This is a genomic window from Lamprobacter sp., from assembly GCF_034860625.1.
In the GTDB taxonomy this organism is placed as follows: Bacteria; Pseudomonadota; Gammaproteobacteria; order Chromatiales; family Chromatiaceae; genus Lamprobacter.
Window position 1 is genome coordinate 1 of sequence record NZ_JAYESN010000099.1, and the last position, 14,713, is coordinate 14,713.

The 14,713-nt window shown below is 63.3% G+C and carries 9 protein-coding genes and 1 pseudogene; 9 read left to right on the forward strand and 1 reads right to left on the reverse strand.

The window, feature by feature from the left end; genetic code table 11:
• From VBE63_RS19310 to VBE63_RS19325, 4 genes are all read left to right on the forward strand, one after another.
• Positions 1 to 640: alpha/beta hydrolase (locus VBE63_RS19310; protein ID WP_323684650.1), on the forward strand; the 640-nt coding region annotated here is incomplete at its 5' end.
• A gap of 260 nt (positions 641 to 900) precedes the next feature.
• Entirely contained in the window at positions 901 to 2,049 is a 1,149-nt protein-coding gene (locus VBE63_RS19315) for a cysteine desulfurase family protein (protein WP_323684651.1), read from the forward strand.
• A 30-nt stretch (positions 2,050 to 2,079) separates the two neighbouring features.
• Positions 2,080 to 2,973 carry a DUF4007 family protein gene (locus VBE63_RS19320; protein ID WP_323684652.1) on the forward strand — a complete coding sequence of 298 codons (894 nt, stop codon included), beginning with the start codon at positions 2,080 to 2,082 and terminating at the stop codon, positions 2,971 to 2,973.
• 3 nt (positions 2,974 to 2,976) lie between these two features.
• Positions 2,977 to 6,468 carry a hypothetical protein gene (locus VBE63_RS19325; protein WP_323684653.1) on the forward strand — a complete coding sequence of 1,164 codons (3,492 nt, stop codon included), beginning with the start codon at positions 2,977 to 2,979 and terminating at the stop codon, positions 6,466 to 6,468.
• 44 nt (positions 6,469 to 6,512) lie between these two features.
• Here the strand turns inward: VBE63_RS19325 and VBE63_RS19330 are convergent, their stop codons facing one another.
• A complete protein-coding gene (locus VBE63_RS19330; protein WP_323684654.1) occupies positions 6,513 to 8,747 on the reverse strand; it encodes a DEAD/DEAH box helicase family protein in 2,235 nt (744 codons plus the stop codon).
• A 419-nt stretch (positions 8,748 to 9,166) separates the two neighbouring features.
• Between VBE63_RS19330 and VBE63_RS19335 the strand changes: the two genes are divergently transcribed.
• The 5 genes and pseudogenes from VBE63_RS19335 to VBE63_RS19350 all read left to right on the forward strand — a co-directional run.
• On the forward strand, positions 9,167 to 9,841 hold the full coding sequence (locus VBE63_RS19335) for a class I SAM-dependent methyltransferase (RefSeq protein WP_323684655.1): 675 nt from the start codon (positions 9,167 to 9,169) through the stop codon (positions 9,839 to 9,841).
• Positions 9,838 to 13,563 (forward strand): ATP-binding protein, encoded by a 3,726-nt coding sequence (locus tag VBE63_RS19340; RefSeq protein WP_323684656.1) that lies wholly within the window; start codon positions 9,838 to 9,840, stop codon positions 13,561 to 13,563. Before VBE63_RS19335 ends, VBE63_RS19340 begins: the two co-directional genes overlap by 4 nt.
• A gap of 55 nt (positions 13,564 to 13,618) precedes the next feature.
• Positions 13,619 to 13,834 carry a type II toxin-antitoxin system HicB family antitoxin gene (locus VBE63_RS19345; RefSeq protein ID WP_323684657.1) on the forward strand — a complete coding sequence of 72 codons (216 nt, stop codon included), beginning with the start codon at positions 13,619 to 13,621 and terminating at the stop codon, positions 13,832 to 13,834.
• Positions 13,831 to 14,058, forward strand: coding sequence for a type II toxin-antitoxin system HicA family toxin (locus VBE63_RS31485; RefSeq protein ID WP_416274590.1), 228 nt, complete (start codon positions 13,831 to 13,833; stop codon positions 14,056 to 14,058). The genes VBE63_RS19345 and VBE63_RS31485 overlap by 4 nt, the downstream gene beginning before the upstream one ends.
• 37 nt (positions 14,059 to 14,095) lie before the next feature.
• Positions 14,096 to 14,713: pseudogene (locus VBE63_RS19350) on the forward strand (hypothetical protein); the annotation flags it as partial.

Sequence of the window (14,713 nt, forward strand, 5' to 3'; positions counted from 1 at the left end):
CTCTAAACAGACCTCGACGCTTGTGATTCTTGCTCATGGCTTCCTTCGCTCGCAGCAACGCATGGTGGGGCTGGCTGAGGCCATTGCCGCTGAGGGGGTTCCCGTGGCCACCCTCGATTTCTGCAATATGCGGTTCTGGGATGGCCGGCATCAGCAGAATGGGCTAGACATGATCGCCCTCGCTCGTCACCTTGGGGCCGGGGCCGACGTGATCTATGCTGGCTTCTCAGCCGGAGCGCTGGCGGCACTGGTTGCAGCGCGCAATGATCCGAACGCCTTAGGAGCCGTCACCTTGGACCTGGTCGATGCCCAAGGCATTGGCCAGCAGGCTGCGCGCAACCTCAATAAGCCCTTGATCGGTCTGGCCGGTGAGTCCACCAACTGCAACGCGTACGACAATGCCCGTGAGCTGTTCTCGGCGACGGATCAGGCTCGCCTAATGCGCATCCCGGGTGCTGGACACTGCGACTTCGAGGCCCCCACGGATGCTCTCTGCGAGCTGCTCTGCACCGATCCCGACCAAGCGGATGCGAAGCGCACCGCGCAACTGCGCGAGCAAATCCTGAGCCAAACCCTCGCTGCAATTGAGTCTTTGATCCAGGATGACGCGGGCCGTCATCGGCTTGTCGATCGCCGCTGACAGCGCTGCATGCAGGGCTCACCGCGAGGCCGACCTTGAGCAGGACATCCTTCTCGGCCTCTGTGCGGCCGGCCCACTCCGGTCGCGCGCAACCTGACCGCGCTGATCATATAAAAGCGTTGATGAGCCTGTTGCTCTGCATTTAGACTCAGCGGTCTCGTTGAGTACCGAGACGGCGAACAGGCATCGCGCCACGACGAGGCAGATCCTGACCTCATGATGATCGCCTCGGGACTTGGGCAGATGGATGGGAGGGAGCAGTGACGCCCTTGTACTTCGATAGCGCGGCCACCACGCCGCTCGATCCCGATGTCGCCGCCGAGATGCTTGAGGCGATGCGCGGCTTGCGCGGCAACCCCTCATCGGCCTCGCACTGCTTTGGCCAAGCCGCCGCGCAGCAGGTTGAGGCCTGCCGCGCGAGCATCGCCGCCGAGTTCCGCTGCGAGCCCGACGAGATCCTCTTCACCAGCGGCGCCACCGAGGCCGATAACCTGGCGCTCCTCGGGCTCGCCCGCGCCCACGCCCAGCACGGGCGCCACCTCATCGTCTCCGCCATCGAACATCGCGCCGTGCTCGCCTGTGCCGAGCAACTGGAGCGCGAAGGCTTCGAGATCTCCCGCGCGCAGCCGGATGCCGCCGGCCGGGTCCAGCCGGAGACCATCGCGGCGCTGATCCGCCCAGACACGCTCCTGATCTCGCTGATCCACACCAACAACGAGACCGGTGTTCAGCAGCCGATCGCACAGGTCGCCGAGCTGGCGGCTGAGGCCGGCGTCCTCTTGCATGTCGATGCCGCGCAAGCCGCCGGCAAGTTCGAGATCGACCTTGATGAGGTCCCCATCGATCTGCTCACCGTTTCCGCCCACAAGTTGTACGGGCCCACCGGCTCAGGCTGTCTGGCAGTGCGCCATCGCCGCCAGCTTCGGCTTGCACCACTGATGTTTGGTGGCGAGCAAGAATATGGCCTGCGCCCCGGCACGCTCTCCGCGCACCAGATCGTCGGACTGGCCAGCGCGCTGCATCGCACAGCGGCGCGGCGCGCGGAGGATCTGGCACAGGTGCGGGCTGTCCGCGAGCGCTTCCTGGCCAGCCTCACGGCGGCCTTGCCCCTGGTCGTGCATGCTGATCCCGAGCGGTGCTCGCCCTACATCCTCGCGCTCTCGATCCCCGGCATCCCCAGCGATGCGCTGCGCAACCAGCTTGCCGACAGCCTCGCCATTGCCTCCGGCTCCGCCTGCTCCTCCGGCACGGTGGAGCCGTCGCATGTGCTGCGCGCCATGGGCGTCGAAGGCGATCTGCTCTACGGCGCGATCCGGGTCAGCTTCGATCGCACGCACAGGCTTTCAGAGGCCGATGAGGCCGCACGCCGGATCATCGCCGCCGTGGCGCGCATTCGCGCACTGAGCTGAACCAGCGGCCAAGGAACCGAGACGGAATTGATGCAGCTCAACCGCGAACACACCAGCTTCGGCCGCCACGAGACCTTTCCGCTGCGCTTCGGCTGGCTGCCGAAGAGCCTGCTCGCGCTAGGCGACAGCCCCGAGCTGTTCGAGCATCCCGAATCCGCCATGCGTCGCCTGGGCGTCGGCCGCAACATGGTCAACGCCATCCACTACTGGCTGCGGGTCTGCGGCCTGGTCAGCTTTGAGGACAAGCCGGCGCGGATCACCGCCCTCGGCACGGCGCTGCTCGGCCCAGAGGCTGATCCCTACCTGGAAGACGATGCCACGCTCTGGATCATCCATTGGCTGATCGCCTCGAATGCCGAGCTGGCCACTGGCTTCTTCTGGTTCTTCAACCGCTTCGCCGCGCCGCGCTTCACCGAAGCCGATGCGCTCAGCGCCCTGAGCGATTTCGCCGCCGCCGAGCTGCGCCTGAACCGCGCCGCGACCACGCTCAAATCCGACATCTCGACGCTCTTGCGACTGTACGCCGCCGTGCCCGGCCGCACCGACGAACATCTCGACGCCTTGCTCGCGCCGCTGGGCCTGATCGAGGCCGATCCCGAAGGCGGCTATCGCAGCCCCCGCGCGCCACGGCCGTTCCTGCCGCTGGTCGCGCTTGAATTTGCCATCGCCCAGCGTTTCGCCGCCGAGCCGGATCAGCCCGCGCTCTCGGTGCGCGGTCTGCTCTATGCCGAAGGCGACTGGGCTGCGCCTGGCGCCGTGTTCCGGCTCAACGAAGACGGCCTCATGCGCCACCTCGATGAACTGCTCGCCGCCTATCCCGGTCGCTATGAGCTGCGCGACACTGCAGGCCTGCATCAACTCTACTGGCTCGAGCGCGACAAGCGCCCCGAGCCTCTCGCTGTACTGAATCGGTACTACAGATGATCCATGAACAACCTGGCTGACACTGGCGTTGGCGCCGCACCACTCGCCGACAGCATCCAGATCGAATCCGTCTACACGCGCGCCATCAATCTGGCGCGCGACGGCGGGGCGCTGGAGCTGATCGCCGCCTATCGGCCGACCTCGCGCGCGCGCCAAAGCCTGCGCCAACTGGCCGCTGGGCTGAGCGCCGAGTCGCGCCCGCGCGCGCTGGCCGCGATTGGACCCTATGGCGTCGGCAAGTCAGCGCTTGCGTTGTTCGCCGGCGCCCTGCTGTCCGACCCCAACAGCGCCGCCCAGCAGACCGCGGCGAGCGTCTTGCAGGCCGCCGACCCCGAGCTGGCCGAGCAGATCAGCCAAGCCCTCGCCGGTAGTCGCGGCTACCTGCGCGTCGGCATCAACGGCCTGCCCGACAGCCTGCAGCGTCAGTTTCTGCTCGGCCTCGCCGTCGCCGTTGAGCAGGCCGGTCTGCCGGCAGCGCTGAGTCACGAACTCCTCGAAGCGGCCGAATATACGGTGCTGATGGATACCGCCCTCCAGCTGCTCCAGCGCGTTCAGCGCGCCTGGGCGCAGGCCGGCGGCTGCGGCCTGCTGATCGAGATCGATGAACTCGGCAAGTTCCTCGAATACGCCGCCTACCATCCCGAACAGCGCGACCTGCACCTGCTGCAACTGCTCGCCGAGCACAGCTGTACAGCAGACCCCATCCCGGTGCAGATCCTGGTCCTGCTGCATCAGGCCTTCGAACAATACGGCGCGCGCCTCGGCCGCGAGCTGCGCGACGAATGGCGCAAGGTGCAGGGCCGCTTCGAGACTATCGCCTTCATCGAGCCCGCCGAGCAGGCGCTGCGCGTGGTGGCCGCTGCCTTCCGCCGCGACAGCGAGCTGCCCTCGCGTACCCAAGCCAGCCTCGCGCGCAGCACCCAACTGCTCGCCGCCGAGGGCGCGCTGCCGCCTGGGCTCGACACCGCCGAAGCCGCCGACCTGTTCGCCCGCTGCTATCCGCTGCATCCCATCAGCCTGCTGCTACTCCCCAGCCTGTGCCAAAAGGTTGCCCAGAACGAGCGCACCCTGTTTTCCTATCTCGGCAGCCAGGAGCCGTTCGGCCTGCAAGAGCGGCTGTGTCAGCTCCGGCTTGGCGACTGGGTCTGGCCCTGGGAACTCTACGACTACTTCATCCTCAACCAAAGCAGCGCCCTGGGCGACCCCGCCACCGATCACCGCTGGGCCGAGGTGGTCACCGCCCTCGAACGGCTCGACGCCAACCCCGATGACCCCGATGATGCCAACGCGCCCGCGCTGATCGCCCTGCTCAAGACCATCGGCCTGTTCAACCTCATCGGCGCGCAACGCGGCTTCAAGGCCAGCCCGGCGCTGCTCGGGGCACTCTTCGGCAGCAAACTGCCCGCGCTCATCGAGCGCCTCGAAGCCGGCTCCAGCATCCACTTCCGCCAATTCAGCCAAGACTACCGCGTCTGGGCCGGCTCCGATTTCGATCTGCGCGCCGCGCTCGAAGAAGCCCTGGTCGCCCAAGCCGAGCGTTCACTCGCCGACACCCTCAACGACCTCGCCCCGCTGCGCGCCCAGGTCGCGCGGCGCATCACCATCGACAGCGGCAGCCTGCGCGCCTTCAGCCCCCAATTCACCGCCGCCGAGCGTTGGCCGCCCAAGGCGAGTCGCACCGATGAGCTGCCGCTCTGGTTCTACCTCGCCAGCGAGCACGAGCCGACACCGATCAGCGCGCCAACTGCCCAGCGATCCGCCCAGCCCCTCGCGACTGCCATGCCGACCAGCCCGAGCGGGGTGCTCGCCCTCTGCTTCTTCACCGAGCGCCTGCGCGAGGCCATCGACGAATGGATGGCCCTCTGCGACCTGCCCAAGCAGCAGGCCGCGCTGCATCAAGACCCGGTCGCCGCCCGCGAGCATCGCGCCTGGCTCAGCCACGCCGAGCAAGAGGCCTACCAGGCCATTCGGGGACTCATCGCCGCGCCCGAGCAACTGCGCTGGTTCCGCGATGGCGCCGAGCATCCGATCCGGCACCGCCGCGAGCTGCAAGGGCTGCTCTCCGACTGGGCGGCCCAGCGCTACGCCAAGGCCCCGCGCCTGAACAACGAGCTGCTCAACCGCGACGCCCCCTCGCCGAGCGCCAACCTCGGCCGCAAGCGGCTGATCAGCGCCATGCTAAGCGCCGCCGATCAACCCGCGCTCGGCATTGAGAAGACCCCGGCCGAAAAGAGCCTCTACCTCAACCTGCTCGCCGCCACCCGGCTGCATCGTAAAGTGCAGGGCCGGCTCGGCATCTACCCACCCGATCCCAAGCAAGACCCCTGTGGCATCCGCCCGACCTGGAACGCCATCACCGAGATCCTCGGGCAGGGCGGCGAGCGACAGGTGCCACTCCCCGAGCTTTACCAGCAACTGCGGCAGCCACCCTTCGGCGTCAAGCTCGGCGTGCTGCCGGTGCTGATCATCGCCTACCTGATCGCTCATCAGCGCGAAGTCGCCCTCTACCAAGAAGGCGCCTTCTGCGACCGCATCAGCCTGGAACATGCCGAGCTACTGTGCCGTCGTCCCGAACTCTACGCGCTCGAGCGCTATGACCTCGGCGGGCTGCGCGGCGAGCTCTTCGATCGCTACCTGCACAGCATTGTCGGGCGCCTCCCGGCGGAGGCGACGCTGCTCGATATCGCCCGTCCGCTGGTCAGCTTCATCAACGCCTTGCCCGAGTACAGCCAGCACTGCGAGGCCCTCTCCGCCACCGCCAGCGCGGTAAGGCGTGCCATCACCCAAGCCGCCAGCCCCGGTGCGCTCCTGTTCGAGGCCCTGCCAGCGGCCTGCGACACCGCGCCGGAGGTGTTGACCGGGGGCGACAGCGCCGCCTTCGAGCCCTTCGTCGACCGGCTAGTGACCGCCCTGCGCGAGCTGAAACAGGCCTACCCGGTGCTGATCGCCGACTGGCAGAGCCAGCTCGGGCGGGCGCTGCTGACGGAGCCGCCCGCCGAACTCGCGGACCTGCGCCGCGCCCTTGCCGACCGCTACCGCGGGCTCGACGCCTTCACCCCCGATCGGCAGGGACTTGGCGCCTTCGTCCGCCGCCTAGCCGATACCGGCCACAGCAGCGATCAGGCCTGGCTCGAATCGGTCGCCACCCTGATCGCCAAGGCGCCGCCGGGCAAATGGCGCGAGGAGACCCGACGCCAAGCCCTGTTGCGGCTGCGCGAGCGCGCCGAGCAAGCGCGCGATCTCCAGCGCCTGAGTCGCGGCGAGCAGGACTCCAGCGCCGGCACAGGCGCACTCTTGCTCAAACGGATCGATGCGCAACAGGGCGAGATCAGCCATGTATTGCACCTGAGCGCCGAGCAACGCCAACGCGCTACCGACCAAGCCCGCCAACTCGTTAGCCAACTGGCCGATATCGGCCCGACCGAACAGCTTGCCGTCATCGCCGTGCTGTTTGAACAACTGGCGCCTGACGCTGGTCCGACTGACCTTCAATAAGGGGGACAAGTCATCAACGTCGCGGCAAAAGCGGCGCTGCTCTTTCATCTCTCGAAATACTCACTAATGCGCTCGCTGGCCAAGTCTCGCAAGCGCTCGCAGTCTTTAGGCTCTAAACGCTTCCATAATGCGGGCGCGAATCTCACCTGAGACAAATCCCGCGAGTAATCGACAAATCCACGCTGCGCATATTTCTTGAACGGCATCCCAAGCATCACCTGCTGAATCTCGCCTTCAGTCAGCTCTTTGACCCGCGCCATCCGCAGCTTGCCTTTCTCGGCTGGTAGGCCGCAGTTGAGCCGATCAAGGTAGAAATCCCGAAACGCCAAGGTCAGGAGATTCAGCGAAACCTTGCCCTCCTCATCAACTGTGTCGAGCAGTGCCCGTAGCAGCACGGGTTTGTAGCTAGCACTCATGTCCATGTCGTCGCAGAACTCATAGAACCGTTCGCGGATATTGCCGGGGGTAACCGGCTTTAGGCCGAATTGGTCGGCGATGGCCTGTTTGCGCTCCTTGGCGAAGTAAAAGTAACGGCGCTGCCCCAGGCTGAGGTCGTGATCGGGCGTTAGCTCGCCTTGCAGGACTTTGTTGCGCAGGTAGCCTTCTGACGCCGCGAGTTGGCGTTCAAGCTCAGCGACAGGAAGCATGTCCTTGACGGTACTTTGCCAATCGAAGACATCAATTTCCTCGAAGGACTCGGTCCAAAGGCCGAGGTTGAGGATGAGCGGATCATGTGGGCCAGAGCGTTCTTCGTCCTCGATGCGATCCTTTGGCGCCACCGCAAGGCCGCCTGGTCGATAGCGCCGATTACCAGTGATGCGATGGACGTTCCAGCTCTGGTTGTAGCGGCCGGCGTTATCGACGAAGTCAAACACCAGGAGGCTATCTTTGCCGGGGGCCTTGCGTGTACCGCGTCCGAGCTGTTGCATGTAGATGATCTTTGACAGGGTCGGCCGCGCCATCAGCAAGACCTCGATGTCCGGGCAGTCCCAGCCTTCATTGAGGAGATCGCAGGCGCAGAGCATGTGCAATTCGCCTTGGGCGAAGGCATCAAGAACCGCATTGCGCTCTTTGTTGGGCATCTGACCGGAGACGGCGCGGGCCGGTACGCCCTGAGCGCGATAGCGCTCAGCGAGTGCTTCTCCATGACGGACATTGACGGCGAAGGTGACGCCCTTGCGTCCGCGAACATGCTCCAGATAGGTCTGGACGATTAGCTCATCGCGCGCAGGGACGGTGATGGCCTGTTCGAGATCTTGGCGGTGGTACTGCACTTCGTTGAAGCGCACCCGGCTGAGATCGACATTGGTCTTGACCCGCACGCAGCGGATGGGCACCAGTTCGCCGCGCTCGATGGCTTCTCTGAGGCTCAGGCGATGGGCGGTATCACGGAAGATGTCGAGGATCGACTTACCGTCCGCGCGTTCCGGGGTGGCGGTCAGGCCCAGCGTAAAGACAGGGCGGAAGTAGGCCAACACCTGCTGGTAGCTCTCGGCGGCGGCGTGGTGGGCTTCGTCGATGATCAGATAGCGGTAATGGTTTGGATCAATCTCGTTGAGACGGCTGCTCAGCGATTGCACCGTGGCGAGCACGAATTGCGCGTCAGGCTCAAAGCGTCCGCCTTGAATGATACCAGTGGTGACTTCGGGCCATTGTTCGTGAACGGCGCGCTCGGTTTGACGAATCAGATTCTTGGTATGGGCGACATAGAGCACCGGCACGCCGATGCGTCGCGCGTCTTCAATGGCGGTAAAGGTCTTGCCAGAACCTGTGGCATGGCCGAGTAGAGCGATAGTGGTGCCTTCAATACGGACAAGGGCGAGCCAGTCGAGCGCTTCGCCTTGGTGGGTGCGGAGGTTGAAGTCGGCCTTGCAGGCGCGTTGTTTGGGCAGAAAATCGTCCATGTCGAGCAGGCCAGGCATCCGCTCTAGGAAGAGCGCGAGTTGTTCCTTGACCCGTTCACGGCACTGATCAAGTTCGTGATCGGTCCATCGATACACCTGCCAACCCTGATGGATCAAGCTGTTCTGACGTAGGAGGTCGTCTTCGTACTTGGTGCGGTCGAAGGCTGGTGGCTGATAGTGCGTAGGACCGTCGATCTCGAAAGCAATTTTCTTGCCGCCAGCACGCAGGGCAAAATCGATGAAGCGGGCGCCACCGTCGATGTCCAACACCGCGAACTCGGGTGCTAGTAGCTGCGCCTTCTCAAATCCAAACAGCTCGGCAAAGATGTTGATGAAGTCGTCTTCGGGCTGTGTCGACTGGTGAGCGGATGTCATAGGTCTTTCCTGGCTCATGGGCTAATCCGTGAGTGCTTGGTAGGTCGTTAAGCTGCGCGCAGGGGAACCTGATCCAGCATGGCTGTTAGACTAGCGCGTCGCTGCAACCATGACATCCGCCAGGTCCGACACGATGTCGCTCCAGGTCTTCTCCGAGGCCCGCTGCTGCACCGCCTCGTAGACGTCAAGACAGCGTTGGCGATCTGGGCTTCGGAACCCGCTGCCGCCGCAGCGCGCAGCAATTGCGTCCAGTTGTATCCTTGCGCAGTCTGTCCGTTCAGCATCGTCATGTTCCCCCTGTACTTGGTACAAGCTCGTCTAGCCCCGAGGCCGCCGATGTCGTCAGTATAAGTGGCTTTCAGATAGCGTCCGGCATTGTGGTCAGGGCCTGTGCCAGTGAGCAGCCTTTGGACAACCTGATGAATAGTTCAGATCCTACCGTGGCGTACTACGATGCAAAGGCGCAGTCATTTTTCGCCGCAACCGTTGACGTCGATATGTCGTCTCTCTACGAGCCGTTTTTGCGCGAACTGCCTGCGGGCGCGGCCATACTGGATGCGGGTTGTGGTTCCGGGCGCGATGCGCGCGCCTTCCGCGAGCGCGGCTATGCGGTTACGGCGTTGGAGCCGTCCGCAGCTTTGGCCGCCCTGGCTGAGGAATATTGCGGGCTAACCGTAGAGATCCGTCGCTTCCAGGACATCGATTGGAGCGGGCGCTTTGATGGAATCTGGGCCTGCGCCAGCCTGCTACATGTACCACTGGCGGAGTTGCCGCAGGTACTGCGGCGCTTGGCTCAAGCACTGCGACCCGGAGGGACGCTCTATGCCTCATTGAAATACGGGCGCGGCGAGCGAGAGCAGGGTGGCCGGTGGTTCACCGATCTTGACAATGCAGGCTTGGAGGAACTGCTCAGCCTAGTGCCCATGCTGAAGGTGGTCAAAAGCTGGACCAGTGCTGATCGTCGGCCGGATCGTGAGGGCGAGCGCTGGCTGAATGCGCTCCTGAGCAGGCGGCCCACCTTATCGACTAAGATCGGACGATCAGCAGATCTCGTCCATCTTCAAGACTCCTGTCACCAATGGCGCAGCGGTTGAACGTCGACGATGACCGCATCGCTAAGCTGGCCAACCAGCCCTTTCTGCTGGTCGACGACAGCATGGCGCCGAATGATGCCTATCTGCGCTCGGCGATCGTCTGGGGCATCAGCCCGCCGGTGATGGAACTCACCCATGCGCGCTTGCGCTTCTTGTGCGATGGCTTTCCGGAGGCGGCGGCCAAGCTGGCGCTGGGGCAGGATGGCAAGACCGCCTTCGAGCAATTGCTGCGGCTGGCCGAGATCCATCGGCCGTTGGCGGGTCTGGTGGTGGATCAGCAAGCGCTGCTCTCCGCCGAGATCAAATCCTTCGGCCTGCTGCATCATCTCGGCCCGGAGCGGGCCACCGAGAAGAGCCTGGCGGTGCAGACCCTGCTGCGCGAGGAGGAGGCCGACGACGATGAGGATGTGACCGAGATCATCGCCGCGACCGAGGAGCGCGATGTGGTGGTGCGGGTGCTGGAGGATTACCGGCAGTTGTATCCGTTCGCGGATGATGGCATGCGGATTCTGGCCCTGCATGTCGATGAGCTGGGCACCATCCTCGCGGGCGTCGATCAGTTCCTGCGCGACTATCTAAAGACCACGGCGAAGGATTGGCCGGCGTTTCATTGCGAGGTGATGGTCTACACCACCTCGTCGTCGCCGATGGCGATGGAAAGCCGCCTCTCGGCCTGGCGCCATCATCTCGCCGAGGCCTATCGCGAGCGCGGCCGGCCGCTGGTGCTCTCGGTCGGGCACCGGTTCGCGCCGACCCGGGAGCGCATGGTGGAGCTGGTGCGCAAGGAAGCGCGGCTGTACGACATCGCCTTCCTGTTCCGCTTCTTGGAAGGCGAGCTGACCGGGCAGACTGAGCCGGCGTTGCCGTTCGAGTTCGATTTCAACCCGACGAATATCAGTCAGTTTCCGATCTGCGAGTATCCGCGCCCGATTCAGCGCGGCGATAAGCTGCGCCGCCAGAGTCTGCTGAGTAATCGGCGGCTGCGCATCCAGACCCGGCATGCGGACCTGTCGGCGCGCTTGCAGCATCCGCAGAATCCGCACAGCGACCATCTGATCTTTGGCCAGATCGACTACGAGCCCTGGCAGCCGGTGGTGGAGGCCTTGCACGCCAAGGCGCAGTGGGTGGCCTGCATCGATCCCTTTATCGATAAGCGGCTGTTGCGCACCAGCGAGGGGCTGCGCGCTGAGCAGGGGCTGCGCGCGGAGCAGGGTTTGGGCCAGCAGCCGCGCAAGATCGTCGGCTTTACTTCCGGGCTGGGCGACTACGGCGAACTGAATCTATCGATCTCCACCGAGCAAGACACGCTGCTGTCGCTGACCCAATTGGTGCATGGGCAATTGCAGCATCTGCTGCCGTTCGAGGAGGCGCCGGGGCTGGAGTCGATGGCGGCGAAGGTGGTGGAGGAGGCCGAGGAGATCGTCGGCCTGTCGTCGCTGCGGGCGGTGGTGGGTCAGGGCGAGCGGGTGCGGGAGGTGGTCGGCTTTGCCGCCATCCGCCGCGCGCTGGCGACGCCGAGCGCGGCGATGTCGCAACTGTTGCCGATCGATTCGCTGCAGCACTGGTTCAGCGGCAGCGAGCTGACGCATCGTCCAGACCTGTTGCAGCTCTCGCTGCAGTTGCGCGAGGGCGATGTGCCGCTGCTGCGGGCGACGGTGATCGAGTGCAAATTTGCGCAACACAACCCGGCGCATCTGGCCAAGGCGAGCGATCAGGTGCAGGACGGTCTGGCGCATCTAACGCAGCTGTTCGCGCCGAATCGAGACGATGTGCGGCGGGTGCGCTTCGACCGGCGCTATTGGTGGGCGCAGTTGCAGCGCGCGGTGACCTCGCGCTCGGTGGTGAACCTGCCGGAGCAGCAATGGCGCAAGCTCGATCAGGCGCTGGAGAGCCTGGCCGAGGGCTATTTCGAGGTCGCCTGGCAGGGCGCAATCTTCACCTTCTGGACCAATGAGCCCGGCAAGGAGCCGGTGCTGACGCCGATCGCGCTGCCCATTGGCGTGGTGCGACCACCGCTGAAGGTGCCGGAGGATTTTGCGGTTTGGCATATCGCGCTGGGGTATCAGGGCGTGGTGAGCCTGTTCGATGATGCGGCGCCGGCGGATCAGCTGAGCTTGGGGGATTGTGCGATTCGGGTGCGCTCGGAGCAGGTTGGGGCGGCGGGTTCGCAAGGGGCCTGGGGGGCGCCTAAGGAGGCTGAAGCTGCATCTAGTGTTGGTGCTGATGCCAGAGCCGGTGCTGATGCCGATATCGACGCTTCAAAGACGAGCCAGGTGCCTGGTGATCCGGTGCCTGGCGATCCGTCGGGCGAAGCTGTCAGCTCGAACATCATTTCCATCTTGGATAGGGCCGGTAGGCATGCTCAGGCTGGCGATAAGGAATACCCACTAGCGGGTGAAGCCCGACCGGGGCCATCGCGGGTCCCGAGATATCAGGATCAGGAACGCATGGTTGCTGATGATTTCGTTGGTGGGCAAGAGGTGTCCACTCCAAAGTCAGCGCGCAGGCCCGTGCCTGTGCCTGAGGCTGAGATCGTACCGGAGACAGAGCAGCGGTCAGCGCTAAGAATTGAGCCAGTAGTCACGCCAATACCGACTGTGCCTGAGCGGTTGTTGATCGGCACCCGCGGCAATGGCGAGCCGGTGTATTGGGAGTATGGTCACGAACGTCTGGCAAATCGGTATCTGCTTGTGTTCGGTGCATCCGGCTCGGGTAAGACCTACGGCATTCAATGCCTGCTCTCGGAGATGGCGGCGCAGGGGCTGCATTCGCTGATCGTCGATTACACCGATGGCTTCTTGCCAAATCAGGTCGAGGAGCGCTTCAAGGCGATCGCTAAACCTCTTAACCATTATGTCGCCACCAATCAACTGCCGCTGAATCCATTCCGACGTCAGCAGTTGATCATCGATCCCGATGCGCCTCCGTTTTCTGAGAATCCCTATCAGGTCGCCACGCGCATCGGCAGCATCTTTACCTCCGTCTATGAGACCATGGGCGATCAGCAGTTTTCGACGCTGATTCGCGTGCTAGAAGCTGGGATCACAACGGATCGCGAATTCTCGCTGCAGAAGTTGATCAAGCAGCTTGAGGACGACAGCAACTATGGGGTGAGCTTGGCCAGCAAGCTGGAGCCTTTGATCAAGGCGAGACCGTTCCGGGAAGGCGAGGAGTCGGCTTGGTCGGATATGTTGGTCTCGCCTGAGCATTGGGTGCATGTGCTGCAACTGAAGGGGCTCGGGCGCGAGATCCAAAAGCTGGTGACCGAGTTTGCGTTATGGGATCTGTACGATCACGCCTGTAATACCGGCAGCAAGCAGCATCCGATTCCCGTTGTCTTGGATGAGATCCAGAACCTAGATCACCGCAGTGATTCGCCGATCGACAAGATGTTGCGCGAGGGGCGCAAATTTGGCCTTTCGCTATTGCTGGCGACGCAGACCACCAGCAACTTCAATCAAGAGCAGCGCGACCGCCTGTTCCAGGCCGGTCATAAGCTGTTCTTCAAGCCTGCCGATACCGAGATCGAGCGATTCGCGACGCTGCTGGCGCAGACCACACCTGATTCCAAGGGCGACTGGGCACAGCGTTTGGCGAGCTTGGAAAAGGGCAAATGCTGGTCGCTAGGGCCGGTGATGACCTCCAGTGGCGCATTGCAGGATAAGCCCCTGCTGGTCTCGGTGACGGCGTTGGAGCAACGGCGCTTCGGTGTTGATGCTTGATGCTAACGACCTAATTAGCCTATAAAAACTGATGCACTGAAATCTGAGAAATCTAATGAGCAAAGATTTTAACGTAGTCATTGAACGCGACGTGGAAGGATACCTTGTCGCATCTGTTCCATCGCTTCCTGGTTGCCATACTCAAGCTAAATCGCTCGATGTTTTAATGGAGAGAATCCGCGAAGCCATTGAACTCTCGCTTGAGGTTCAACAAGATGACTTAGATGAGCTGGTGTTTGTTGGAATTCAAAAAATAACTGTGGCGGCATGACTAAGCTGCCGTCGCTCACCGGAAAGCAAGTCGTCGATGCTCTGTGTCGGGCAGATTTTCAAATTGTCAGGATAAAAGGGAGCCATCATTTCATACGCCATGCAGACGGACGAAAAACTGTTGTTCCAGTGCATTCTGGAGAGTCAATTGGGCCTGGGTTGCTCGCAAAAATCCTTCGAGATTGTGAGATATCGAAAGATCAGTTTCAGTTGCTCATCAGCTAACTTCAGTGGATTCGCTAACATCTCTTGGCAACAGATTATGGCTCAACTGCCTCTGAATTTCCCGCAGACCTTCCTGCCTGATCGGCGGCTGCTGGGCCAGCTGCTCGCCTTCGCGGCTCGGAATGGCAGTGGAGATAAGGAGGCGATTGGCGCTGAAACCGGCATCCCGACGGGGAAGTCGACCGGTAAGGTAGAGCCGATGATCCACTATGCGCTGGGGATGGGTCTGGTGTCGGCCATGAAGTCGAAGGGCGTCTGGCAACTGGGGCTGACGCCGCTCGGCGACTGCGTGGTCCGCGAAGATCCGATGTTGGGTGAACCGCTCACGCTCTGGCTGCTGCATCTGTTGCTGTGTCGGCGCAGCGGGGTCGAGCTTCCTGCGGTGGGTTTGGCCGATGCTTGGTTTGCGCTCTTTGCCGAAGGACCGGTGTCGCTCGGCGGTCAGTTCACCGAGGCCGCCTTTCACCGCCTATTGGTGCAACGCCACGGCAACAAAAGTTATCTCAAAGGGCTCTCGACGCTGGTGCCGCGCATGTATACCGAGCGCGCCTGTTTTGGTGAGGCCGGCATCCTGACCGCAGTGCCGGGTGACGATGGAAAACCGCTGTTGCGCCGTGCGCGCGCACCGCTGGAAAAGGGCCTGTTTCCGGCTTAC

Bases quoted from the DNA above. Each gene is read 5' to 3' on its own strand.
- VBE63_RS19335 (WP_323684655.1), top strand. From the start codon at position 9,167: ATGAATAGTTCAGATCCTACCGTGGCGTACTACGATGCAAAGGCGCAG.
- VBE63_RS19330 (WP_323684654.1), bottom strand. From the start codon at position 8,747: ATGACATCCGCTCACCAGTCGACACAGCCCGAAGACGACTTCATCAAC.
- VBE63_RS19320 (WP_323684652.1), top strand. From the start codon at position 2,080: ATGCAGCTCAACCGCGAACACACCAGCTTCGGCCGCCACGAGACCTTT.
- VBE63_RS19325 (WP_323684653.1), top strand. From the start codon at position 2,977: ATGAACAACCTGGCTGACACTGGCGTTGGCGCCGCACCACTCGCCGAC.
- VBE63_RS31485 (WP_416274590.1), top strand. From the start codon at position 13,831: ATGACTAAGCTGCCGTCGCTCACCGGAAAGCAAGTCGTCGATGCTCTG.
- VBE63_RS19345 (WP_323684657.1), top strand. From the start codon at position 13,619: ATGAGCAAAGATTTTAACGTAGTCATTGAACGCGACGTGGAAGGATAC.